General features: G+C 52.1%; 1 pseudogene. It reads right to left on the bottom strand.

The window, feature by feature from the left end:
• A pseudogene (locus KO521_RS11360) lies at positions 1-624 on the bottom strand (hypothetical protein); the annotation flags it as partial.

Here is a 624-nt window from a genome sequence, read left to right as displayed (position 1 = left end):
CGGTAAATCTTGTTCAGTTACTATGACTTCCGAAGTATCGTCACCGGTACAGGGCGCAGTTGCTGCTACGGTATAGGTATACGTTCCTGCACCTCCCATTGCTGGGGACCAGGTTCCTCCTGAATCCGCAGAACCTAGTTGACCAAAAAGTTGCGGTTCGGTTACGGTCTCACCTGCACAAACGGTCAGAGTTCCGTCGGTTCCGGCGTTCGGTAGGGGTTGTTCTGAGACGATTACTTGTGAGGTATCGTCACCGGTGCAGGGCGCAGTTGCGGCAACGGTATAGGTATATGTTCCTGCACCTCCCATAACCGGGGACCATGTTCCAGCTGGGTCAGGAGTGCCTCCGAGTTCATTAAAAAGTTGGGATTCGGTAACTGTTGTTCCAGCACAAATGGTCAAAGCGCCATCGCTACCTGCATTCGGTAAAGGTTGTTCTGTTACGATTACTTCCGAAGTGTCATCACCTGTACAAGGTAAAGTTGCGGCAACGGTATAGGTATAGGTTCCCGCGCCTGCCATAGCCGGGGACCATGTTCCAGCTGGGTCAGGAGTGTCTCCGAGTTCATTAAAAAGTTGGGCTTCGGTAACCGTTGTTCCAGCACAAATGGTCAAAGCGCCATC

This window comes from Zobellia uliginosa, assembly GCF_018860745.1.
GTDB lineage: Bacteria > Bacteroidota > Bacteroidia > Flavobacteriales > Flavobacteriaceae > Zobellia > Zobellia uliginosa_B.
Note: the sequence above shows the minus strand (reverse complement) of the source record. Positions and strands in the feature narration are given on the sequence as shown.